This is a genomic window from Hymenobacter rubripertinctus (assembly GCF_003583925.1).
In the GTDB taxonomy this organism is placed as follows: Bacteria; Bacteroidota; Bacteroidia; order Cytophagales; family Hymenobacteraceae; genus Hymenobacter; species Hymenobacter rubripertinctus.
Genome location: NZ_QYCN01000012.1, coordinates 1 through 23,510 on the forward strand (window position 1 = coordinate 1; position 23,510 = coordinate 23,510).

Here is a 23,510-nt window from a genome sequence, read left to right on the forward strand (position 1 = left end):
GTGGCGGCCCAGCGGATGAGGTTTGGGCGTGTGCACGGGCAGCAGGGGCGAGAGGCGCGCCCAGAGCGTATCGGAAATCGTGAATTCTTGCGTCGTGGCCATGCCGCGAAAGTACCACTTCTTTAACTCCTATTCGGATAGACTCTTAAGCACTTCGGCCCGCACCTTGGCCAGTTGGGCGGCTACGGCCTGGGGGTTGTTGTAATCGAAGCCGTGCCGCTCGCGGGCCACATCGAGGCCCAGCATCACGGTGAGGCCGTTTTGGCGGGCTTCGGCCAGCACCTTCTCGGCTCCGTTGGTGCTCCAGGTGCGCAGCGAGTTGCCCCCGTAGGCCCGCACCCGCTCGGGAAACTGCCCCCCACCCGCGCCCTTGATGAAATACGGCTGCCCCCCGCGCCGCAGCTCGTAGCGGCCGTTGGTCTGCCGCACCTCCACCTTAACGGGGCCGGTTTGAGCGTAGGTGGCAGTGGTGAGGGTGAGTAGGGCGAGGGTGAGGGTGAGGAGTGGTTTCATCATTATCAAGAATTCCGTATTTTTGCTATATGAAAAAGGCACTTTTTATTCTAATTCTACTCGTTGTAACAGCTAATGTTAGCATTGCGCAAAAAAGTATGCGAGATGAGCTTGCCAATATTCCAGCACTACCAGATGCCATCACGCTTATTCCATCATATTTAAGTATGAGTTTACCCGACTTACTATGCTACATACCTGAAGCTGGGCTATTCAAATTCGACCATGCTCTAAAAGGTGATGCGATGAGCCCTAATCAACATATCATCATATTTACTTCTGAAAAATTTACGTTAAGTATCTTTTTAGATAACCAACATGTGTTCGGCGCAACACTATATCCAGGTGGAAAAGACGAGGCACTGCAAGTATTCAAATACTTATATGAAAATGGCTTCAAAGTTGAGAACGAAAGCGCGTATATACTGCGCGATGTAAAAGTTAGCATGGCTATCGAATCAGATGGTGCGGCGTCATATAGTTATTTGAAAGTCAATATGGTTAAAGAGCCTCTAGTGAAAAAGCCACAGGTAAGACGCTTAAAATAGATTACACCACTCCCACACTCACGCCTTTTTCACCATTCCATATACCAATCATCTTTCCTATGTCACCTTATTACGGATTATTTTATTTTTATTTTAAATTTATAACTACGTTTAGAAAATAATCTAAGAGAAATCAGTGCTTCTTATTCAATGCGTTCAGGTGTGCTTGATACACCAAATAACTCATCTTCAAGGTCGTTGAAGGCAATTATTCCTAAAGGGGATTCCTGATATGTTATCAATTTAGCTGACTTCTTTTTAGCAGTACTCATTAGATTTTTTGATGAAATATTTAAGAGCCTGCCTTCAGCAGCGTTTCTAGTTCCGAAAAATCGTAATCTTCTAAGCCGCCGGAGCGGAACATAGCAGGTGTTACGGCTGGGAAGTATTCAGGCATCTCGCGACCGATAACAACTACTTTCTTTTCGGGGTCGTTTAAGCTGGGCATTATTAGCCGGTTAATGCCTTCATCGCGAAAGCCATAGCCAACAATTACCAGTATGCTGGAATCAGATAGATTGGTTTCAAACAGTTTCAGCAGTCTACTAAAAAGTATTGGGTCGGTGTACTGTTCTAATTTAGCAGTGGTGCCACTTAGGAAGAGCGAATGTGAGTTATGGAAGTCGCGTCGATAGCAGAAGGCACCGTTGGATTCGACCTCTCGATAGAGATTTAGATGCGGAATCCAAGGTTGCTTGCGTATCACTTGAGGTTCATACAGGCCGCTATCGTGGCTTTCAACTCCAAAACTCCAGTAATCTAAGCTGCCATGTAGCTTCAAAAGTTGCACCGGGCTATCATACTCGCCGGTGTAGCGAGGCATTCGCACATTTGCGTAGTTAGGCCGCTTACGGAGATAAATAGGAAGTTCGTAACCAAAGTCCAAGCGACCATAGTAAGGCGAGCCAAATTCGCTGAACCCGTCACTGTAGGTAATGGCTTCTACTCCATTCTCGTCATGCAAATAATCCTCAACCAATTCGTCATGGTTGAGAGTATGGATACAGAATTCATGGCCTAATTTAGGTTCGTCGAATATACTTTGGGATGGGCGAGGAACATTATTTCGTATCAGATTAAAGAAACGTTGATAAGCCTCGCCCGCACCTGGCGAGGCAGCAGTTGGATTCAAAGCAAGCAGCTGCTCAAGGAGTTGTGGAAACAGCCGAAATGCTGTAGGTAATGCTTGATACAAATGATTTTCGTGACCTTCACGAGTTGGATTGATATGCAGACCACGCTTCTCGTACTCCCGCACAAACTCTGGCGCATTTATGAGCCGGGGTTCCATCTGGTAATATGTATAAAGTTCATCGTAAAAATCCTCATAATTAGTGAGTTCGTGGGTTAGGCCATACGTAACCAGAACAGCTTCCAAGGCCATAACACCTCCCCTGTGTGACCAAGTAAAATCATCATCGGCTTGAATGAATTCTGACTCATTTCCTACTTTCAAATGAGCTAAGAATTCGGGACGCAGCCGTGCTTGTCCATTAGTATAAGTAGCAATGCCACTGGCCTGAAGACGCAGAATTTGGCTGCTTAATTCAGAAGCCAGAGGATAACCCGCAGGCCGAGAAAAACCAGCACCCAACAGAAACGAAACCTTCATGATTGATACAAAAGAGCAAGTTCAATAAACTTCATCCTGCATAACGTCCAAAAGCGTATTTCGACCTAATATTCCGCGTCATATCTACAGAATTGCCAAGTTGTCATTATTAAACAGTATAAAGAACTTCGCTATAACGACACTTAGACTTCTACCTCACGGCTTTCCCGCCATCGTGAACACCAACTCCCCGCCATCCACAATGGCCTGGTGGCTTAGAAACGGGCGGGTTAGCCGTTGGCCGTTGAGACGGGCTTCCTTGACGTAGACGTTTTTGGCGCTCTGATTTTTAACCCGGATGCGGAAGGTTTTGCCATTTTCGAGGCGCAGGGTGGCGGCGTGGATGGCGGGGCGGCCAAGGGCGTACTGGGGCGAGGCGGGCGCCACGGGGTAGAAACCCAAGGCCGAGAAGATATACCAGGCGCTCATCTGGCCGCAGTCGTCGTTGCCGCCGAGGCTATGGCACTTCGCGCTACCCCTCAATGCCCATAGCTCACAACCCGCGTTACCTGCCAGCGGCCCTCTTTCAGCCGCCACACCATCAGGTTCTTGAAGGTGCCGCAGTCGTCGCGGCCGTTTTCTACGTGGCAGAAGCGGTGCTCGTAGGTTTCCACGGCCCCGTAGCCGTTGATGGGAAAGACTTCCAGGGTGCCGGGCACGAGTTGGCGGTTCAGGCCCGTGGTTTTGTTCTGGTCGAACATGCGGCGGAAGGCGTCCATGGTCTGCCGGAAATCGGATAGGCCGCCTTTGTCGTGGTAGAACTCCAGGTCTTCGGCGAAGTAGGTTTGCAGCTTGTCCGCGTCGTGCTCATTGAAGGCCACGAACATGGCACTATCGAGCCGGGCAATGGTGCGGTAGAGCTCCGGCGAAACGGACGCTTTGGCCGCTGCCGCTACTGCGGGAGCCGGTGGTTTTACCGTGGTACAGGCGCTGCTTCCAGCCAGGGCCACGGTTGCCAGGAAGGTGCTGAGACGGCTGAAGTGGTTGCGGCCGGTTGGGGAGTGCAGGTGGTTTTGCATGGCGCAAGAAAAGGATTCGAAGGCAATTGCGTCCTCCTATCCTTTGCTTCCCGACTCACCTGGTAGTTGACGGAACCGCCCATAAAAGAAGAAGCGGCGCCCGAATCATTCGGTCGCCGCTTCTGCGTTAATCGGTGGCAGGCTCAGAGCTTGTCCATTTCGTCGCGCACGAAGTCGGCGAGGGTGCGCAGGTATTCGGTGCTAAAATCGAAACGGATGTCGGCGGCGGCGTAAATGTCGCCGATGGGCGCGGTGTAACCCAGGGCCAGGGCGCGCTGGTAGCCAGCGAGGGCTGCCTGCGGGTTCTGGCGGTAATTGCGCCACACGGCAATGGCTCCGAGCTGGGCCATAGCGTACTCGATGTAGTAGAAGGGCACTTCGTAGAGGTGGAGCTGCTTCTGCCAGAGGAAGGGCTTGATGTGCTCCAGCCCCTGCCAGCTCACGGTGCGCTGGTTGAACTCATCAAACAGCTGCACCCACTGCTGGTGGCGCTCCGCCTCGGTGTGGGTCGGGTGCTCGTATATCCAGTGCTGAAACTTGTCGATGGTGGCCACCCAGGGAAAGGTTTCGAGCACGCTTTCGAGGTGCGTTTTTTTGGCCCGGCGCAGCTCATCGGCATCGGTAAAAAACACGTCCCAGTGGTCGAGGCTGATGAGCTCCATGCTCATGGAGGCCAGCTCGGCCACTTCGGAGGGCGGGTGCTTGTCGGCGGCCAGGGGCAGGCGGCGGGTCAGGAAGCTGTGCACGGCGTGGCCGCCCTCGTGGAGCATCGTCACCACGTCGCGCAGGGAGCTGGTGGCGTTCATGAAGATGAAGGGCACCCCCGTTTCATCGAGCGGGTAGTTGTAGCCGCCCGGGGCCTTGCCCTTGCGGCTTTCCAGGTCGAGGTTGCCCATCTGGCGCATCGTGCGCAGGCACTGGCCCAGGAAGGGGTCGAGGCGGTCGAAGACGGTGATGGTTTTTTCCAGCAGCTCCGCCCCCGTTTCAAACGGCCGCAGCGGGGCCTTGCCCGACACGTCCACGTCGAGGTCCCAGGGACGCAGCTCGGCCAGGGCCAGGTCCTGGCGGCGCTCCAGGTCGAGGTTATCGATGAGCGGCACCACGGTTTCGCGGATGGCGCGGTGGAAGTCCAGCGTATCCTGGGGCGTGTAGTCGAAGCGGCCGAGGGCGGCGAACATGTAGTCGCGGAAGTTGGCGAACCCGGCATTCAGGGCCACCTGATGGCGCAAACCGATGAGGCGGCTGAACAGCTCATCCAGCGGCTTCGCGTCCTGGAGGCGGCGCTCCTGAATGGCCCGCCAGGCGGTTTCGCGCACGGTGCGGTCGGGGCTCTTGAGGCGGTCGGCGGCCCGGGGCAGCGTTATTTCCTCCCCGTCGAGGGTCACCGTCATGGCCCCGGCCAGGGCGGCGTACTGCTGCTGCTGGGTGCTGATTTCGGTTTTGAGCGGAATATTCTCGGGCCGGTAGATAGCCAGGGCCTGGCGCACCGAGCGGATGAACACCCGGTAGCGCGCCGGGTCGAGGCCGGGCAGCAACTCGGAGGCCATCATCTTCTCGTTCAGGGCGTGGTCGTAGGGAGCCACGTTAGGCTCGATTTCGTTCACGAAATACTGAAACGCCTCGGTACGGCCCTGGTCCTGGGTGTCGCAGGTCATGCGGATGTAGCGCCAGGCCAGGTCCTCGCTCAGGGCGGCTTCCAGCTCCGAGCGGCTGAGCAGCCACCGCTCCAGCTCCGCCGCCGACCCGATTTCCCGGTCGCGCAGCTCCATAAAGTAGGGCTCAATGGTGGCCCAGTCGGTCACGGTGAAGGTCTCGGGCAGGTAGTGACGGGGCGGGCGCTGGGTATCGGTGGCCAGGTCCGGGGATGGAGCAGTAGGAGTCATACTGGGGAAGCTAGTAAGAATTGGCGTAGCCGTTGGGAAAGTAATACCTGAAAAGCTACGGCTGGATTGGCAAAAGAATCGACGGCAACGAAACTGGCGGAAACCGCACTGTCATTCCGACGCAGGAGGAATCTGGGGTAAGCCATTGAACTTTCCGTTCGCTGACGTTGACCCAGATTCCTCCTGCGTCGGAATGACAGTGCGGTTTCCGTCAAACTTCCTGCCAGCAGTTACCCGATTTCAATCACCACGTCGGCCGTGAGGGGGTGGCCTACGCAGGTGAGCACGTAGCCCTGGTTCATTTCGGAGTCCGAGAGACCCTCGCGCTCATCAAGGTGTACTTTGCCCGAGAGGCACTTGCCCCGGCAGGCGGTGCACAGGCCGGCCTGGCAGCTGTAGGGCAGGTCGATGTCCTGGTCGAGGGCGGCTTCGAGAATCGTCTGGTTGGGCTCCACGGCGAACTGGTACTCCGAGCCCTCGTAGTGAATGGTCACGGTGCGGGTGCCATCCTGGCCCTCATCCTCGGCGGCCGATACGTCACCGTGGCCGTTGGGCTGACCGGCGGCAGTTTCGGCCGACTCGGCGGCGGCCACGAAACTCTCGCGGCGGATGCGGCTGGCCGGCACGCCCAGCAACTCCAGGGCCGACTGTGCCTCCACCATCATGCCATCGGGGCCGCAGAAGAAATACTCGGCCTGGGCCGCCGGAAACTGGTGGCGCTGCTCCAGAATGCGCAGCAAGGTGGTACGGTTGAGGCGGCCGGTGTGCTTGTGCTCCGACGACGGGCGCAGCGGCTGGCTGAACACGTGCTCCAGCTGGAAGCGGCCGGCATACTGCTGCTCCAACTGGGCCAGCTGAGCGCCGAAAATCACCGAATCCTCGTTGCGGTTGCCGTACACGAGCAGCACGTGGCTCTTGGGCTCCTCGGCCAGAACGGCTTTCAGCATGCTCATGAGCGGGGTGATGCCCGAACCGGCGCCCACCAGCACAATGGAGCGGGCGGCATTGGGCTGGGGCGCGAGCGTGAAGTTGCCCAGCGGGGCCATTACCTCCAGCTGCTGGCCCACCTGCACGGTATCGAGCAGGTAGTTGCTCACCAGCCCGCCCGACACGCGCTTGACCGTGACGGCCAGGCGCGGGGCTTCGCCGGGGGTGCTACTCAAGGAATACGCCCGGCGCTCCTTCTTGCCGCCGGGGCCGCAGGGCAAAATCAGGGTCAGGAACTGGCCCGGCTGACAGGCCACCGGCTGGCGGTCGGCCCGCTCGAAATGGATGGTAACAGCATCAGGCGTTTCCTGGGTGAGCTCAACAACATTCAGCGTCAGGTAAGGGCTACTCATAGCGGGAATCGGGGCTTGCGGGTGGATTTCAAAGACAAAGTTCGGTATTCATTGTTCGTTTTTCGTTGTTTGTTTTTCGTTGCGCGGTTTTAAGAAGCGTAAAAGATACCGGTGGTAGCTGCTGCTTTCCGCCATTGCAGTACGAATGGCACAAAATCCAGTCAACGAAAAACGAGAATCAAACACCGAAAAACGAATAAATGCTCGCTGATCTGCTCCGCCGCCACCAACCCGAATTCGGCCCCGTGCTACCCCTTGACCTGAGCGCGCCCGACGTGGCCCGCCTCGATTTCACGGCCGCCAACCCCGCCCTCCAAAACGCCGACCTGCGCGACACCACCGCTTTTGAGGCCCTGGTCACGCGGCTGCTGGCCGCCCAAAACGCGCGTATCGGCGTGGGCGGCTACCTCGAAAACCGCGTCATCTACCGGCGCAGCCCCGGCCTGTTCGGCGACCCGGCCGTGCCCGCCCGCTCCCTCCACCTGGGCGTAGACGTGTGGCTGCGCGCCGGCACCCCCGTGCTGGCCCCGCTCGACGCGGTAGTGCACAGCGTGCGCGACAACGCCGGTTTCGGCGACTACGGCCCCACCGTCATCCTCCAGCACGCGCTCGACGGCACCCCGTTCTACACCCTCTACGGCCACCTCAGCCGCCGCGAAACAAACCTGCTCCGCCCCGGCCTGACCATTGAAAAAGGCCAGACCTTCGCCGAAGTCGGCCCCGCGCCGGAAAACGGCGACTGGCCGCCCCACCTGCACTTCCAGATAATGGCCGACATGCAGGGCCGCGTAGGCGACTTCCCCGGTGTAGGACTGGTTGCGGAGCGCGACACCTGGGCCGCCCTCTGCCCCAACCCGAACCTGATTCTGCAAAGCCGCTGGCTCTAACGGGTTCCCGCAGAGGACGCAGAAGAAAGCGCAGAGGGCGCAGTGCCGTTATTTGAACAGCACTGCGCCCTCTGCGCTTTCTTCTGCGTCCTCTGCGGGAACCCGCTACCAGAACCTAATCGAACTTAATGGCCGTAACGGGCTTGATGCGCGATATCAGGTAGGTCGGAATCAGCACGGCCAACAGCGACGTGACGAAGGTGGCCACGTTGAGCACCACGATGATGAACGGGTCCCAGTGAATTGGCACGCGGTCCATGTAGTAGTTCTCGGGGTCGAGGGGGATGGGATGGAAGAAATACTGGATAGCGCAGAAGCCCAGCCCGATGACGTTGCCGTAGAAAATACCGCGTATTGCCAGACTCATGCCCCGGAAGAAGAACATACTCCGGATTTGATTGTCGGTGGCCCCAATAGCCTTGAGTACCCCAATCATGTTGGTGCGCTCCAGAATCATGATGAAAATGGTGGCCACCATGTTAAACGTCGCCACGAAAATAATCAGGATCAGGAAGATGACCACGTTGCGGTTGAGCAGCTGGAGCCAATCGAAGAGCTGGGCGTACTGGTCCGTTATTTTATCCAGCTTGAGGTCGTAGCGCAGGTTCTCGTAAAGGTTATCAGCCACTGGATCGAGGCGGTTGAAGTCCTTGAGCGTGATTTCCATGCCGCCCACCAACGAGTCGGGCCAGGCGTTCAGGTCGCGGATCTGCTGGAGGTCGCCGATGACGTAGGCTTCGTCGAACTCGTCGAGGCCGGTCTGGTAGATGCCACTCACGGTGAACTGGCGCACCCGGGGTGGGTTCTGGATAAAGTAGAACAGGGCCTTGTCGCCGGGCTTCAGCCGCAGTTTGTCGGCCACCTTGCGCGAGAGCAGGATGTCGTTGCTGGCCGCCGAATCGTTGAAGGCAATGAACTTGCCGGCCACCAGGTTCTGGCGCATCGAGGACGGACTCAGCTTCTCATCTACGCCCTTAATCACCACGCCCAGCACCTCATCCTTGGTTTTGATGATGGCCGTTTTGCGGGCGAAAGCCTGCATAGACGCTACCTGCGGGTCGCGGCGCAGTTCCTGCACCAGGCGCGGCCCGGCAATGGGTTCCACTTCCAGCGAGTTGTTGGTGTCGTACTTGCTGATTTGCAGGTGGGAGCCGAAGGAGAAAATCTTGTTCTGGATTTCATTCCGAAACCCTTCCAGAATAGCAAAGGACACCACCATCACCGCCAAGCCCATGGCAATGCTGATGATGGCTATCTTTGTCACCGACGAGGTAAACGAACCCGCGTCGGCCCCGTCAATCTTATTGGATATGTACTGCGAGACGTTCACTGGCGTAAAGCTAGATGAATCCCGTTAGTTTTCCCGTTCTCGTTCCGCGCCATGTCATCTTTCCTTTCCGTGGGCCTCATCAGCCTCTCCGTTTTCCTGGCCGACTGCACCCGGCCGTCCCAGTCGGCCCCCGCCGCCGCGCCCGATACCACGCTGCGCCAAACGGTGGCCTCGCCCCCGCAGGTGCTGCTGCCGGCTGCCGCGCCACTCCAGGTAGGGGCCGCCCAATTCGATAAATACCTGCCCCTGCTCCGGGGCAAGCGGGTAGGACTGGTGGTAAACCAAACGGCCCGGGTGGGCGCGGCTTTTCTGGTGGATACGCTGCTGACCAAGGGTGTGGCGGTAAAGGTGATTTTCGGGCCGGAACACGGTTTTCGGGGCGAAGCGGCCGACGGGGCCACCATCAAGGACGGCAAGGACGCCCGCAGCGGATTGCCCGCGCTGAGCTTATACGGGGCCACCAAAAAACCGACGCCCGAAATGCTGCGCGACGTTGATGTGCTGGTCTTCGATATCCAGGACGTGGGCGCGCGCTTCTACACCTTCATCAGCACGATGCACTACGTGATGGAGGCGGCGGCCGAGCAGAACAAGGAAGTCATCATTCTCGACCGGCCCAACCCCAACGGCTGGTACGTGGATGGGCCGGTGCTGGAGCCCAAGTACAAAACCTTCGTGGGTATGCACCCGATTCCGGTGGTCCACGGCCTCACGGTGGGCGAGCTGGCCCAGATGATCAACGGCGAAAAATGGCTGGCCGGCGGCCGGCAGTGCCGCCTGACGGTGATTCCGGTGGCCGGCTACACCCACGCCACGCGCTACGCGTTGCCGGTGCGCCCCTCCCCCAACCTGCCCACCCCGCACAGCGTGGACCTCTACCCCAGCCTCTGCCTGTTCGAGGGCACCGACGTGAGCGTGGGCCGGGGCACCGACCGGCCGTTTGAACTCATCGGGGCGCCCACCCMGCCCGCCAGCCGCCCGTTCAGCTTCGTGCCCCGGCCCAACCCCGGCTCCACCACCCCACCCCAGAACGGCCAGCGCTGCTACGGCCAGACCCTGGAAGACGTGGGCGAAATCGGCTTCACGCTTTCGTATTTAATTGACTACTACAACCAGAGCACCGACAAGGCCCACTTCTTCACCTCCGGCTTCGAGCGCCTGATGGGCACCGCCGACACCCGCCGGCAAATCATAGCCGGCCAGTCGGAAGCCGATATCCGCGCTTCCTGGGAGCCCGCGCTGGGCCAGTACAAGGCCCTGCGGAAGAAATACCTGCTGTATCCGGATTTTAACTGAGTTGGTGAACCTCTGAACTGTCATTCCGACGAAGGAGGAATCTGGGTTAACGATACCGAACTTCATCGTTCAGTAACGTACTCCGGATTCCTCCTTCGTCGGAATGACAGTCCCTCTACTCATTCACCGGCTCACTCATTCACTCCTTGTCATGCTGAACATCATCTTCATGGGCACCCCCGAATTCGCGGTGCCCACCCTCGACGCTTTGGTGAACTGGGCCGGGTGCCGGGTGGTGGCCGTGGTAACGGCCCCCGACAAACCGGCCGGCCGCGGGCGGCAGCTCCAGGGCTCGGCCGTGAAAACCGCCGCCGAAGCCCACGGCCTGCCCGTGCTCCAGCCCACCAACCTCAAGGCCCCGGAGTTTCAAACGGAGCTAAAAAGCTACGCCGCCGATTTGCAGGTGGTGGTGGCCTTCCGGATGCTACCCGAAACCGTGTGGAACATGCCCCCGCGCGGCTCCATCAACGTGCACGCCTCCCTGCTGCCCCAGTACCGGGGCGCGGCCCCCATCAACTGGGCCCTCATCCACGGCGACACCCAAACGGGCGTGACCAGCTTCTTTCTGCGCCACGAAATTGACACCGGCAACCTCATTTATCAGGATGCCGTGGACATTGCCCCCGAGGACGACTTCGGCTCGCTCTATGAGAAGCTGAAAGCCGCCGGCGCGGCGCTGGCCCTGCGCTCGGTGCAGGCCATTGCTGCCGGCGAGGCCCCCAGTATTCCGCAGCCGGAGCTGCCCGAGCTGCGGCCCGCCCCCAAGCTGACCAAGGAAACCGGCCGCCTCGATTTCACCGAATCGGCCCCGGCGCTGGCCAACCGGGTGCGGGGCCTCTCCCCCATCCCCACGGCCTTCACTCAGTTCCCCGACGGCCGCACGCTCAAAGTCTTCAAGGCCCAGCCCTTCAGCGACGAAGAAGCCAGCGGCCCCGACACGGGTGGCGCGGGTCACTGGTTCACCGACGGCCGTACCTACCTGCGCGTGCAAACTGCCGACGGCCTCCTCGACCTGCTCGACGTGCAGCTCGAAGGCAAGAAGCGCATGCCCGTCCAGGATTTCCTGCGCGGGTTTGACGCGAAGCTGCTGGGTTGAGTTGCCGGTTGCCAGTTGCCGGTTGCCAGTTGCCGGTTGCCGGTTGTCAGTTGTCAGTTGTCAGTAAAAAGAACGTCATTCCGAGCAGAGGCGAAGCCGGAGCCGAGGAATCTCGCGTGCTGACGTTGTAATGGTAACCAGCTAGTTTCGCGTGCTGATGCTACTATGGCAACCTGACAGCAGGATTAGTTTGGCAACGTCAGCACGCGAGATTCCTCGGCTCCGGCTTCGCCTCTGCTCGGAATGACGCTCTATTAATCCCCAACCACACATTCACCACTTCACGCATTCACCACTTCACCGCATGACCGCACTCGTTGTAGCCGTGGCCGATAACGGCGTAATCGGGGGCGAAAACCGCCTGCTCTGGCACCTGCCCCTGGACCTGAAGCATTTCAAGCAGCTCACCCAGGGCCACCCCATCATCATGGGCCGGCGCACCTATGAGAGCATCGGGCGGGCCTTGCCTAACCGGCGCAACATCGTGGTTACGCGCCAGGCCGACTGGCAGGCGGAGGGTTGCGAAACGGCCGCTTCCGTACCCCAGGCCCTGGAGTTGGCCCGCACTACCGACGAGGATATCTTCGTCATCGGGGGCGGCGAAATATATCAGCAAGCCCTGCCCGCCACCGACGTCGTGTACCTGACCGAAGTGCACCACGCCTTCGAGGGCGACGTGACGTTCCCGGACCTGCACCCCGGCGAGTGGCGCGAGGAAGCCCGCGAACGGCACGAGCCCGACGAGAAACACGCCCACGCCTTCAGCTTCGTCACGCTACGGCGGCGGTAAGAGCCGCCGGTGGCGAGACGCCGCTAAACGTTTTTGGGGTTCCCAACTCTTCGCCGCTGTGGTCGGCTGACAGGGGTAAACAATTTTGGGGTAAACAATTTCAAATTGTTTACCCCAAAATTGTTTACCCCTGTCAGCTAACTGTACAGTAGCCCCCGAAGTGGGGTGGGCACGCACTTGTTCGTGGAGGAGAAAACGTCGCGGCTGACAACGGTAGCCCCCGAAGTGGGGTGGGCACGCACTGACATGGCGCAGCCTGAACGCTGCCAGCGTCTCCCCCATACCCAGACAAAGCCCCTGACGAGTACACGCCAGGGGCTTTGTCTGTACAAGGATTGCGTAGCGGGAGTAGCCCGGGCTACCCCGTTCTTCCCCCGCATTAGTCGCTTGCCTTACTTGAGCAGCACCAGCTTGCCCCAGTCCTTTTTGAAGGCTTTATCAGCGGCAGTTTTGCGCTGCTTGAACTCGCCGTCGGGGTCATCGAGGACGACGCGGTAGAGGTAGGTGCCGTTGGCCAGCCGGTCGCCGAAGTCATCGGTGCCGTCCCAGGCATACTCCGTGATGTTGTTGCCGATGCGCAGCGGCCCCATATCGGCCATCATGATTTCCTTCACCACGCGACCCGTGAGGCTCACGATCTGGATTTTCATGTTGCGCGGTGGGGTTGAGCCGGTGAGCGTGAACACGAACTTGGTCTTGCTCGTCACCGGATTCGGGTACGGGAACACGTGGGTGATGCCGGAGCTGGTGATAACCTCAAACGTGATGCGGTAGGGCTGCGTGCCGGCCAGATTGCCCGCGCCGTCTTTGCCCTGTACTTCCAGCGTGTACACGCCCGCGGTCAGCGGCTTGTCTTTGCCCGGCTGGTACTCCAGCCGCGCCGTGCCCTGGGCCGAGTCGGCCACGAACACGATGCCGGCATCGTTCAGGTTGACGGCCGTGCCCGCGCCGCCGGGGCGGGTGAGCACGAGCAGGAAGTTGTTGCGGTCGGTGATGGGGCGCAGCTTGTCCACGTCGCGCAGCTGCACGCTGATGACGGGCTGGGGCGACACGATTTCGCCGTTGAGCAGGTGGCGGCCGTCGAAAGCCACGTCCAGCACCGGCGGCGTATCGTTGCTGACGACCTCGAAGGCCGGAATACTGAGCTGGTTGTTGAAATAGTTCTGCTCCAGCTGGCGGCGGGGGTTGAGCACCACCTCGCCCGAGAGCGTGCCGGAGAGCCCGCGCACATCCAGCGTAACCGGGAAGGTTTGCTGGGTATGGGCCAGCAGCGCCGGATTGGGCAGCGGGTAGTACCGTTCCCGGGGAGCCCCGGCCGAGCCGGAGCGCAGCACGATGTAGCCCACCAGCGGGGCCTGGAAGTTGAAGTCGGCCACGTTCTGGAAAGGCACCTGGATGGTCACCTTACCCGTCTTCTGAGCCTGGTCGGTGAGGTCGGCGGCAGCCAGCGGAGTAGCCGGCGGGCGGACCACACCCTCGGGCACGCCCTGGTAGGTCACCAGCCACTGCTCCAACTGGGGCGGGGTAGCGGCCAGGGCGTCAGTAAGGGTAGCTTCCAATTGCAGATAGGGGTATTTTTTGGCCGATACCGCGCTCAGCGGCAACGCCCGGTTGGTCACGTCCGGGTTCAGCACTGTGGTGCCCCCCAACGTATCAATGCCCAGCAGGCGCAGCGTGTAGCCGCCCGTGGCGCTGGTGCGGATGGTGTGGTAAAGCGTTTCCCACTGCCGGGCCGGCCCGACGCGGGTGGAGGTGACGGTGCCCTGCTGGCGGGTGGCGTCGAAGGTCCACTGCCCGCCGGGCACGGCTACTTCCACGCCGTTGCGCTCGTCGCGGCGGAACTGGCCCGGGTGGCTCTGCGACCAGCCGCCCTGGGTGCGGCCGGTGATGACGCGGAAGGAGCTTACGGCCCAGTCCGGGCTTTCGTCGCCCTGGGGGGCGTGCAGGCGCACGCGCCAGTACCACACCACGCTGTCCTGGCCGGGGGTGGCAGGCAGTGTGGGCGTCCATTCGGGCACCATCACGGCGCTGAGGCGCGTCTGACGAAGCGGGTTGGTGAAGGTCTGGGTCGTGTCCAGTTCCAGGTCGTACTCCCGGCTGGTGCTGGTGGCCACGTTGCTCTGAGCCACCAAACGTACAGCGTTACTACCCACGATGGCAAATTCCGGGGGGCTGAGCGTAGTCACGCCGCCGGTCAGGAAGGTGTAATTGAGGGTAGCGCGGTTGTTCGTCTCGTCGAGTTCGGCAATCAGGTTATCGGGGTCGATATCAACCTGAAACGTGTTCTGGCCGGCCACGCTGCCGGTGGCCGGGTTGGCCAGGGCCAGCGTGTAGGTGGTATCCTGGCGGGCCTGGGGCACGCTGAAGTTGAATATGGTGGTGGTGCTGCCCACCGAGCGCGTCACGCGGATGGCCAGCGGGCCGGTCGTGATTCTGCCGGGGTTGCTCACGCCCAGTTTCAGGCTGAACGGCGTGCCGGGCAAAGCCGGCACCACGGCGGGCGCAATCTGCAAGCGGCTATCGGCGGTCTGGAAATCGGGCTGAAGCGGCGAGAACAGCTTCAGGGCAGGGTCGCCCTGCCAGATAGTGTTCATCATAGCGGCTATTTTACGATCCGTTAAGCCCTGCGTCTGCAAACGGCGGACCGCCTCCTGCTGCACGGCTGCCACCGGTTTGCCATACCAGGTATTATCGGCGAAAAGCAATTTTGCTATTTCGGCGTGCAACTCATGCAGATCCGGATCGAAGCCCAAATCAGAATCAGCTAGAAATCCGATAATCCCTTTTTCGGCAGCTAATAAGTAATTCTCGCCCCCAAATGAGCCAGCGGCTGTGAACGAATTACCGGCGGAGCAGCCACTCACATACCAGACTGGGTATTTCCCTTTGTTATCAAACCCTGAAGCAGCTTGGCGGATATCAGGAATTGTGAATTCTAGCGTGTTTGGCCCACCGTGTCCGAAATAGGAGATAAATCCTACCCCTGCATTGAAGTCAGGGGCCAGATTCAGGAAAGCATCACCGGGTAAAGTTCCGGGGAAATTCTCGCGTCGGTATAGTTTGATAACCTTGCCGGCGAAAGGAGGCTTCTCTACATAATTGGCGTATGTGTTCAGATAACCGGTAAACAATGCATCTTCAAAAGAATCCCCTTTTTTGCTGCCAGCTATGTGAATCACGTTCTTCCGCCACGCAGCATATCCCAGACTCTCGTGTTCCTTCAATTTATTGAGGTAGTTCAGAACTTGTTGCGCCGATTGAGCCGCAATCCGGCCCGTTATCATGCGCGGTTGATAGTCGCCGGATTGCCAGTTGGCGGTGAAGAATATGTCCGAAATGCCCCGGGTACTGGCCGGCACCAGATTTAGGACCGGATTCGCGCCCGAACAGTCGCCGTACAGTCTGGGATATTGGCGATAGTAGGCTGCACCACCCGGTACGCTACCACAGCCCGTTGCTTCCCCAACGCCAATCCCTTTCCCCAGCAACAGCAACGACTGCGGCCGACTGCTGCCGGCCAGCATCCACTGCGCAAACTGGCGGATAGCCAGTGCTGACCGCTCCCCGTAGTGGAACTGGTCGTAGAGCTGTTCAGAGGTAACGACCAGCGTGTCCCMCCCCCCCCCGAGCGTAGACGCCCGGTAATCCGCGTAGGCCCGCACCGCGTTGGCAGCAGCAGCAGGGCCGCTACCGGCGGGCTTCATCAGCACCCGGCTGGTTACGATCAGAAAGTTGTGGGCCGCCGGCGAAATCGGGCGAAAAACTACCTGGCGGGCTCCTTCCGGCACCAATAGCCGTTGGGCGTCGGCCAGTAGCAGGCGGCGGGTGCGGCCGTTGGCCTCCGCGAAAACGAAGCGCCGCTGCGTAGCCGTTGGGCCCGCTGTTCCTTCCACCCGCTGCACGTTGTAGGGGTCCGTCACGTCGTAGCCCCGCACGGTGGCCGGAATTGAATCCAACTGGTAGTACGCCGGCCCCGCCAGGGTGGAGTCGTTGGCGAAAAGCAACTGGGTCTGGGCCTGGGGCCAGTAGCTGGTTTGCGCGTAACTCACCCGCAGAAAGGCTACCCGGGCCTGGTCGCCGCGTGATTGGTTGGACGTATTGCCGAGCAGCTGCTTAACCAGAATGGTCACCCGGCCATTAGCATCCCGGTCGGTCGGCAGCAGCGTGTAAGTGCCGCGGGCATAGTCAAATTGGGCATAGTTCAACGTTCCGAGCACCCGCGAGCCGCCGCCGGGCAACGATACGCTTACCTGGCTGCTGTGCTGTCCGGTCGTGGCGCCCACCACCTGAATCTGCGCCTGCATCGCCTGACCAGCCGGGGCTACCTTCCATACCGAGTCGATTGCGAACGTGGCATCGGAGCCTGCGAAGTTGGCACTCATAAACCCCTCTCCCCGCTCCGCCCACGCCTGATACGTGTTGCTTTCGTCGTTGACAACATTGTAGCGGAACGACTGCACCTGTAAGGGCTGGCGGACGCGGCTGGCGTGGGGCGTGGTGGTGGCGGCCGGGTTGGTCTGGGCCATGCGCTTGCCCTGGGCCGCGTTCGATGTGGTCAGGAAGTAAGAGGCCGTATCGGTGAACAGGCTGTAGTACGGGTTGGCCTGATCGGTGGCGTTGATGTACATGCCCCGGTCCAGGGCCGCGTCGTTGCGCTGGCCGAAGAACTCGATGACCGTGGTGGCGTCCAAGGCGCTGGCGTTACCGCCCACGTGAATGGCTACTTCCTTGCCGCGCCGCCAGAGCTGGAGGCGGCGGGGGTCGGTGCTGCGGAGGCCGGCCTGTTGCAGGTACTGGTAGTCGAGACGGTAGAGGCCGTCGCGGGCTACTTTGATTTTATAGTACTGCTGGCCCGGTACAATCCACTCGTTGCCGTAAGGACCCGACTGGGCCAGCGCCGCCGGGGCACTCAGCAAGCCAAGGAGAACTACCAGCCAACGGAGGGTTTGGTATGCCTGTTTCATAGATAGTGCTTAAAGGATACTCTGATGCACGGCCGTCCCCCAAGGGCAGCGGCCGGCGTTAGCTGTTACTTAAGGCCGTAACCCAGCGAAACAATGATGGAGGTGGGCTGGGAGCTTTGGCCCAGCTTTTCCACGGCCAGCCGGGCCAGGGCCAGATCGAGGCGCAGTCCGCTCAGGGCCACGCCCACGCCCAGGCTGGGCTGGGCTTTCCAGGCCTCGGAGCCGGTGAAGGTTTGCACCTGCTGCACGTTGCCCACGCCCCCGCGCAGGTACACCAGGTTCTTGTAGCCCAGCTCCAGGCCCGCGCGCGGATCCAGGTTCAGGGCCTTGCCCGAAACGAGGGTGTTGCGCTGACCGTCGGTGCTGAGCTCCACATCCAGGGCCGCCAGGGCCGTAAACTCGCCGGGCAGCTTGAACAGGCGGCTGCCCCCGAACACGAAGAGGGGCAGCGTGATTTCGGTGCTGTTTTCAGGAATCTTGTCCAGGGCATTGGCCGAGCCCTCGAACTGGTCGCGGTGGATGGTCCAGACGTTGTAGGTAGTCGTGATGTCGCGGGCCATGAGGGCCAGTCGCCAGTTGTTGCGCTGGTATTGCAGGCCGGCATCGAGGCCGAAACCCCAGGCGTCGGCGAAGGAGCCGATGTTGCGGTACACCACTTTGGCGTTGGCCCCCACCTGCAAGCCTTCCACGCTCCCGATCTGGCGGGCGTAGGAGAGCAGCACCGCGTAGTCGGCCACCGAGAAGTAGCGGATTTTGTCGTAGTCGATGTAGCCGTACTCGTTCACCAGGTTGCGGGTGTCGGCAATATCATCCACGCCCAGCCGGATGAGGCTGGCCCCGAGGGCGCTCTTCTCATCGAGCTTCATGCTGAAGGCGGCGTAGTCGTTTTTCACGATGCCCGAAAACAGCTCGGAGTGCATCAGCACGCCGTCGTACTTGGTTTTCTGGTTCACCAGGCCGGCCGGGTTCCAGTAGCCGGCCGTGGCGTCATCCGCCAAGCTGACCTGTACTTTGCCCATGCCCAAGGCCCGGCCGCCCACGCCCACGTTCAGAAATTCGTTGCTGTACTTGGGCGTTTTGGTTTGGGCCAGGGCCGGATTCAGGGCCGATACACTCAGGCCCAGACCCAGCAGAAGGGCGGCGCTACGGAAAAAGTGGGGCATAGAGGGTAAAGCCAAATGCAAACGTAGAGAAGAAGAGGACTGACGCGGCTGCAACGCAAGATACTTGCTAATAGTGCGCTTCGGATTCAGGTTATCGATTCACCGGTAAGTACAACGGCCAAAGATACGCCGCTTTCCGGGTCATGCATAACCGAAATAGCGTCTTTGTCCCGCCTTGGGGACGGGCGCAAAATCGGCTCCGATTAAGGGCCTGGACCTAGACTACGCCATTCCACCAGCTGCTCCGCCCGGCCGGCTCCCTTATCCGGAGTCAGTGCAGGAATCCAAGTACCCAAAAATGCGCTGGATATACTGCTAGTTGATCTTCAAATAGGCTTAAAGGACCGGGAAACGCGACTTTAATAATTATTTCTAACAGTACCTTGCGTCGCATAGTACCTTTTGCTACCTTTGACTTATTCTTCACCGAAATCTGCCTCAGCCCATGAAAGTCGAGAACACCCAAGTGCAGATGCGGAAGGGCATCCTGGAGTTCTGCATTCTGGAAATCATTGCCCGCGGAGAGGTCTATGCGTCAGACATGCTCGAAGAGCTCACCGCGGCCCGCATGATTGTGGTCGAAGGGACGCTCTACCCGCTCCTGACGCGCCTCAAGAACGCGGGCCTGCTGGACTACACCTGGAAGGAATCGACCAGTGGCCCGCCCCGCAAGTACTACACCCTCACCGAGGCCGGCCAGGAGTTTCTCCACCAGCTGCGCCTCACGTGGGAGGAAGTCCAGGACTCGGTCCGCATCATCCGCCAGAAGCCCCACGCCGGGGGCAGCGCCCCCCTTTCGGAACCGCCGCTTTAGGCCCCGCTTCCGCTTCCCGTTATTGTTGAATTGTTGCAGCAACTGAGATGAAAAAGAACATCAGCATCAACCTTCAGGGCATGATCTTCCACATTGAGGAAGACGGTTACGAAGTCCTGAGCCGCTACCTGGCGGAGGTGAAAGCCCACTTCAGCGGCTACCGTGGCCACGAGGAAATTGTGGCCGACATCGAGGGCCGCATTGCCGAGCTCTTCGCCGCCCGCCTCTCCCCCCTCAAGCAGGTCATCAGCCTCGACGACGTGGAAGCCATGACGGCCAAAATGGGCCGCGTCAGCGACTTCCAGACGGCCGACGAAGCGGAAGACGACGAGGACCTGCTGGCCGCCGCCGTTGCCAACGGCAGCGCCGAAGGAGCCTATACCGGCTACTCCGGCAGTTCCCGCAGCACTGGCTCCGTGCCGCCGCCCACGCCCGAAGCAGAGGCAGCGCCCGGCACCAAGCGCCTCTACCGCGACATGGCCAACCGCAAAGTGGCGGGCGTGGCAGCCGGCATTGCCCGCTACTTCGCCGTCAATCCGCTCTGGATCCGGCTGGGTTTTGTGGCGCTGCTACTCATCAAGCCGCTGGTGCGGGGGGCCTTCGATTTCGACGGCGACGACTTTCACGTGCGGGGGTTTGACTTCGGCGGTTTCGCATTCCTGGTGTACGTAGTACTCTGGATTGCCCTGCCCAAGCGCTACGACGCCACGCCGGCCGACGAAGACCCCACCTTCAAAAAGCTCTACCGCGACACCGACAACGGCAAAGTGGGCGGCGTATCGGCCGGCCTGGCCGCTTATTTTAAGGTCGATGTGGTGCTGGTGCGGATTCTGTTCCTGGTCGGCCTGTTCGCCGGCGGCTTCGCCTTCCCGCTCTACATCGTGCTGTGGGTACTCTTGCCGGAAGCCAAAACGGCTTCCGACAAGCTCCGCATGCGGGGCAGCGCCGTTACGCTCTCGGCCCTCGACAGCAACCTGCGCAACAACCCGTACGCGGCGGGCTCCGAGGAGGGCACGCCCAATAACCGGCCCGTGGGCATGTTTCTGGAAGAATCGTTCAGCAATATCCGACCCCTGCTTAACGGCGTCGGCAGCATCATCCGAGCCGTGGTGGGCGGCATTCTGGTCCTGACCGGGTTCAGCCTGCTACTGGCCATTCTGATGGGCGTGGGCGTGGGTGTAGGCCTCATTTCCTCCCCCGACCGGGTTGATTTCGGCCCCTTGGAGCCCTTCCTGCTCTTCAACGACATCTCCCTGTGGGCAGTACTTTCCTTCTTCCTGCTGGTGGGAATTCCGGCCCTGGCTTTGCTGCTGACCGGCCTCGGGTTGCTGCTACGCCGCTCGGTATTGTCGCGGGCCGCTAACCTCACCCTGCTGGGCCTCTGGCTGCTGGGCATGGTGGGCAGCATGGTGGCCGGCATTCGGGTGAGCCGGGAGTTTCAGCGCGAATCGGAAGTAACCCAGACGGCTTCCCTCAGCGGCCTGACCCGCCCCCGCCTGCTGCTGGAGCGCCGCCAGCTCGATAATGACCAGTGGGTGGACCTCGATATGATCGGTATCGATAGTGCGCAGGCCCCGCGCCTGGAGCGCATCATCTCGGCCAAAGGCGCCACTGATTCCCTGGCTCGTCGCACTGCCGCCACCTCCACCGTGCACCAGTTGCGGATGCTCAACGACTCCACCCTGAGCGTGGATGACCACTTCACCTACCAGCCCAGCGCCCGCCTGCGCGACCAGCAGATGCGCCTGCGCCTGCTCATGCCCCGCGACCGGACGTTCCGCATGACGGAGGATTTTGCCACTTGGCTCAACGACGACGACTACCTGAATGGCCGGGAGCCCTACCAGCCCGAAAATTATGTGTACCGGATGCGGGGCAACAAGCTGGAGTGCCTGAGCTGCGCCGATGCCGATCTGCGCAGCGGCAACGACGATGAGCGCGAAAGCGACCGGGAAGACGGCGACGACTACGAGGCCGGCCGCTCCGACGTGAACATCCACCTCGATTATGGCCAGGTACGCCCCTTCGACACGAATGAGAACAGCTACGGCGCGGCCCGCCGCACCTACGACGAATCGGACTTCGACCACATATCGGTGGCCGGCCCTTACCGGGTGGTGGTGCGCCCGGGCAGCCGCTACCAAATCAGCGCCGCCGGCTCTGATGAGGACCTGCGCAACCTGGTAGTGGAGCGCGATGGTGGAGAACTGACCGTGCACCCCCGCAACCGCAACGTATTCAGATTCGGCCGCCGGAACAACACCAGCCACGTGCTGGTGACCATTGAGATGCCCGAGCTCAACCACCTGGAGCTGGTGGGCGGTACCCAGGCCCAGGTAAGCGGTTTCCGCACCGGCGACCTGCGCGTGGAGCAGGCCGGGGCCAGCCGGCTCAGCCTGGACGGCCGCTTCGACGAACTGAACCTGGAACTGGCCGGCGGCTGCCGCGCCGCTCTCAAAGGCGCGGCCGACGAGCTGAAGATAGATGCCGCCGGAGCCTGCGAAGTAGCTGCGGCCGACTTCACGGCCCGCCGCGCCGATGTGGGCGCAGTAGGGGCCAGCAAGGTGCGCCTGCGCGTGACCGATGAGCTGAAGGCCGACGCCGTGGGGGCCAGCGTGGTGGAGTACAGCGGGCCGGTGCGCAACGTGCGGCGGAACTCGGTGGGCGCTTCCAGCATCCGGGCGGTGCAGAACTGAACCGGACAAGCAGGCACACTACCCGTCCGCACACCGGCGGCCGGCCCGCCAACAATATCTTTTGGCGGGCCGGCTAAAAAAAACAGAAACGAATCGGGCGGGCACCAGGCCGTTTTCCAGGGCCTGATGCCCGCTTATCCGCCCTGACAGTCCGGCAGTTAGCCACTTACTGGTGTAACCCTCAGCCAGTTCATTCGTTTCATATCACAGAGGCATCAGGTTGTCGGCACGCTTTTCGTGAGGCAACCGTGGTCCGGCTTTTCGCATTCAGTAGTTCGAAAGCAAGGCGCGCATACAAGGGTCCATTTGTGAGTGAAAAAGGTGAGACCCGAAGGAAGCCCTGGCCAGTACTCCCGCTGCAACGGGATGGTCGGAGCTTCCTTCATTTTGTTTTTGGCTGGCTCCGCCGCTACAACGTCCACGGCCCCCGAACGATACTCGTTTGGGGGCCGTGGACGTTGTAGCCAATGCATCTTCATCAACTGCTTCCGGCAGCTTTTGCGGTAGGGCAGCGCTACAGCTTGATGCGGTACACCACGTCGGTAGCTCCGCCGAACAGGCCATAACCGGGGCGGATGTTGGAGTGCAGCGGGGCAGGCTCGGCGAAGGGGTTGCCATCGGTATCATAGTAGCGGCCCAGCGACTGGTAGAAGCGGTAGGTATCGGGCGTGATGCTGCTGACGATGACCTCCAGGTAGCCCGGCTCCGGCGGGGTGGGGTTGTTCGGGTTGTAGCCGCCCTGGTAGAACAGGCGCACATCCGTTCCAAACGCCACGCGCTGCCCGTTGCTGCCCGCGTCGCTGTACGGATACTGGCCATAGGAGCTGCCGGGTTCCGAGAGCTGGAGGCGGCTCAGGTTGATATCGGTGCCGGAGCGGTTGTAGTCGCGCGCAACGTTGCCCCAGTAGTTGCCCTGCCGGTCGAGCACCCGGGCGTAGGTCAGGTAGTAATCGGTGGTGGCGGCGTTGTCGGCGATGCTCACGCTCAGGCGGCCGGCGTTGTACGTGTACCCGCCGCCGCCATTGGGGTTGCCGGGCTGGGCCACGTACCCGGCCGATTCGATGACCGGCACCGGGGGCAGCGTGAGCGTGGCTTCTACGGCCGCAACGCCCGGGGCCGAAGCCCGGAGCGTGTAGGTGCGGCCGGGCACGCCCGCAAAGCCCCGGACTGGCACGTAGTTTCCGTAAACGCTATCGGTTTTCGAGCCCGAATACGAGTAGCCCGGCTGCGCCTTCGAGCGGAACAGCTCCACTAGCTGCCCGCTGTCATCAAAGAGCTGCACGATGGCGTCGCCGCGGCCCCGGGGCTCTTTGGTTTCAAGCACGCCCTGGCTGGTACTCACGAACAGATTACGGACGCTGAAAAAGGATTGGCTGGTCGCCGCCGGCGAATTGCTGAGCGTGTAGCTCAGCGCCAGCCGGGGCACATGCGGCGGCGCATCCACATCCACAATCGTCTCGCACCCGCTCACCCCCACCACTCCGGCACTTAAGGCAACCCCCAGAAATAACGTCAGATTTTTCATAATACGAAATCAAAAAAGTCCTATCAAAAAGAAG

Annotated in this window: 17 protein-coding genes; 7 read left to right on the forward strand and 10 right to left on the reverse strand. The window is 60.6% G+C overall.

All coding sequences use genetic code 11. From position 1 onward, the window contains the following. Window positions 1-129: 129 nt before the first annotated feature. The gene (locus D0T11_RS09285; protein ID WP_147374588.1) at window positions 130-513 is read right to left on the reverse strand and encodes a hypothetical protein; all 384 of its coding nucleotides are present in this window, start codon (window positions 511-513) and stop codon (window positions 130-132) included. Between the two features lie 29 nt (window positions 514-542). Here D0T11_RS09285 and D0T11_RS22090 point away from each other — a divergent pair, with 29 nt between their 5' ends. Further along, complete coding sequence (locus D0T11_RS22090) at window positions 543-1,061, forward strand: hypothetical protein (RefSeq protein ID WP_147374589.1); 519 nt, start codon at window positions 543-545, stop codon at window positions 1,059-1,061. A gap of 292 nt (window positions 1,062-1,353) precedes the next feature. Here D0T11_RS22090 and D0T11_RS09290 read toward each other — a convergent pair whose 3' ends face one another. The 5 genes from D0T11_RS09290 to D0T11_RS09310 all read right to left on the reverse strand — a co-directional run bounded on the left by D0T11_RS09290 (window position 1,354) and on the right by D0T11_RS09310 (window position 6,915). Beyond that, window positions 1,354-2,673 carry an SIR2 family protein gene (locus D0T11_RS09290; RefSeq protein WP_119655515.1) on the reverse strand — a complete coding sequence of 440 codons (1,320 nt, stop codon included), beginning with the start codon at window positions 2,671-2,673 and terminating at the stop codon, window positions 1,354-1,356. 156 nt (window positions 2,674-2,829) lie between these two features. Continuing rightward, window positions 2,830-3,210, reverse strand: coding sequence for a glycoside hydrolase family 92 protein (locus D0T11_RS09295; RefSeq protein ID WP_262681973.1), 381 nt, complete (start codon window positions 3,208-3,210; stop codon window positions 2,830-2,832). Next, on the reverse strand, window positions 3,153-3,692 hold the full coding sequence (locus tag D0T11_RS09300) for a nuclear transport factor 2 family protein (protein ID WP_119655517.1): 540 nt from the start codon (window positions 3,690-3,692) through the stop codon (window positions 3,153-3,155). The genes D0T11_RS09295 and D0T11_RS09300 overlap by 58 nt, the downstream gene beginning before the upstream one ends. A 143-nt stretch (window positions 3,693-3,835) precedes the next feature. Then, window positions 3,836-5,575 (reverse strand): M3 family oligoendopeptidase, encoded by a 1,740-nt coding sequence (locus D0T11_RS09305; RefSeq protein ID WP_119655518.1) that lies wholly within the window; start codon window positions 5,573-5,575, stop codon window positions 3,836-3,838. Between the two features lie 230 nt (window positions 5,576-5,805). Beyond that, window positions 5,806-6,915 carry a ferredoxin--NADP reductase gene (locus D0T11_RS09310; RefSeq protein ID WP_119655519.1) on the reverse strand — a complete coding sequence of 370 codons (1,110 nt, stop codon included), beginning with the start codon at window positions 6,913-6,915 and terminating at the stop codon, window positions 5,806-5,808. 200 nt (window positions 6,916-7,115) lie between these two features. Here D0T11_RS09310 and D0T11_RS09315 point away from each other — a divergent pair, with 200 nt between their 5' ends. Further along, window positions 7,116-7,802, forward strand: a complete 687-nt coding sequence (locus D0T11_RS09315; protein ID WP_119655520.1) for a peptidoglycan DD-metalloendopeptidase family protein — start codon at window positions 7,116-7,118, stop codon at window positions 7,800-7,802. Window positions 7,803-7,917: 115 nt separating this feature from the next. On the opposite strand, the gene D0T11_RS09320 is transcribed toward D0T11_RS09315, so the two are convergent. Next, complete coding sequence (locus D0T11_RS09320; RefSeq protein ID WP_119655521.1) at window positions 7,918-9,132, reverse strand: ABC transporter permease; 1,215 nt, start codon at window positions 9,130-9,132, stop codon at window positions 7,918-7,920. A 51-nt stretch (window positions 9,133-9,183) separates the two neighbouring features. On the opposite strand from D0T11_RS09320, the gene D0T11_RS09325 reads away from it, so the two are divergent. The 3 genes from D0T11_RS09325 to D0T11_RS09335 all read left to right on the forward strand — a co-directional run bounded on the left by D0T11_RS09325 (window position 9,184) and on the right by D0T11_RS09335 (window position 12,314). After that, entirely contained in the window at window positions 9,184-10,428 is a 1,245-nt protein-coding gene (locus D0T11_RS09325; RefSeq protein WP_119655522.1) for an exo-beta-N-acetylmuramidase NamZ family protein, read from the forward strand. Window positions 10,429-10,579: 151 nt separating this feature from the next. Further along, window positions 10,580-11,524, forward strand: coding sequence for a methionyl-tRNA formyltransferase (gene fmt, locus D0T11_RS09330; RefSeq protein ID WP_119655523.1), 945 nt, complete (start codon window positions 10,580-10,582; stop codon window positions 11,522-11,524). A 304-nt stretch (window positions 11,525-11,828) separates the two neighbouring features. Continuing rightward, complete coding sequence (locus tag D0T11_RS09335; RefSeq protein WP_119655524.1) at window positions 11,829-12,314, forward strand: dihydrofolate reductase; 486 nt, start codon at window positions 11,829-11,831, stop codon at window positions 12,312-12,314. A gap of 392 nt (window positions 12,315-12,706) precedes the next feature. On the opposite strand, the gene porU2 is transcribed toward D0T11_RS09335, so the two are convergent. Both porU2 and D0T11_RS09345 read right to left on the reverse strand, forming a co-directional pair. Then, window positions 12,707-17,278, reverse strand: coding sequence for a putative type IX secretion system sortase PorU2 (gene porU2, locus D0T11_RS09340; RefSeq protein WP_119655525.1), 4,572 nt, complete (start codon window positions 17,276-17,278; stop codon window positions 12,707-12,709). Between the two features lie 65 nt (window positions 17,279-17,343). Then, a complete protein-coding gene (locus D0T11_RS09345; protein WP_119655526.1) occupies window positions 17,344-18,441 on the reverse strand; it encodes a putative type IX sorting system protein PorV2 in 1,098 nt (365 codons plus the stop codon). A 445-nt stretch (window positions 18,442-18,886) separates the two neighbouring features. On the opposite strand from D0T11_RS09345, the gene D0T11_RS09350 reads away from it, so the two are divergent. Beyond that, window positions 18,887-19,255, forward strand: a complete 369-nt coding sequence (locus tag D0T11_RS09350; protein ID WP_119655527.1) for a PadR family transcriptional regulator — start codon at window positions 18,887-18,889, stop codon at window positions 19,253-19,255. A gap of 47 nt (window positions 19,256-19,302) precedes the next feature. Then, entirely contained in the window at window positions 19,303-21,951 is a 2,649-nt protein-coding gene (locus D0T11_RS09355) for a PspC domain-containing protein (RefSeq protein ID WP_119655528.1), read from the forward strand. Window positions 21,952-22,465: 514 nt separating this feature from the next. Here the strand turns inward: D0T11_RS09355 and D0T11_RS09360 are convergent. Continuing rightward, window positions 22,466-23,476 (reverse strand): DUF4249 domain-containing protein, encoded by a 1,011-nt coding sequence (locus tag D0T11_RS09360; RefSeq protein ID WP_119655529.1) that lies wholly within the window; start codon window positions 23,474-23,476, stop codon window positions 22,466-22,468. Window positions 23,477-23,510 lie beyond the last annotated feature (34 nt).